The sequence below is a fragment of the Agrobacterium sp. 10T429 genome, assembly GCF_056393925.1.
The window spans coordinates 1-540 of the sequence record NZ_JBFTGV010000031.1; the positions used below are offsets into that span (position 1 = coordinate 1).

General features: G+C 71.1%; 1 protein-coding gene. It reads right to left on the bottom strand.

Going from position 1 to position 540, the window contains the following annotated elements:
* A partial coding sequence (locus AC1DCP_RS26340; RefSeq protein WP_476774861.1) for a LysR family transcriptional regulator occupies positions 1-540 on the bottom strand: 540 nt, incomplete at both ends.

The window sequence follows — 540 nt, forward strand, 5'->3', positions numbered from 1 at the left end:
CCGCGCTTACCAGCACGTGGGAGCGCGCCAGATAGGCCACGTGATCGAGCCGGCCGGTGTCGCGCACCGTGGCCACATCCACCGCACACGCAAAGTCATCGTCGAACAGCACCGCCGTGCGCACGCCTTCCGGCTGGTAGGTGAAGGCGCCCAAAGCAATGTCGAGTTCGCCGTCGGCCACCTGCGCCGTCATGGTCTCGCGGCTGGCTTGCGTGACCACGAGGTCGATGTTCGGCGCGGCCTTGCGCACCGTGCGCAGCAGCCGGGGCAGCACCACCAGTGCGCCGTAATCGGACATCGCCACGCGGAAGGTGCGGCGCGCCACGGACGGCTGAAAGCCGCCCGGCCCGAGCAGGATACGCACCTGCGCCAGCGCCTCGGCCAGCGGGGCAGTCAGTTCATGCGCGCGGGGCGTCAGCACGAGCCCGCCCTGGCCGCGCACGAGCAGGGGGTCGTCGAGCAGTTGCCGCAGCCGCGCCAGCGAATGGCTGACCGCCGGCTGGCTCAGTTGCAGCCGCAGTGCGGCGCGCGAGATATGGC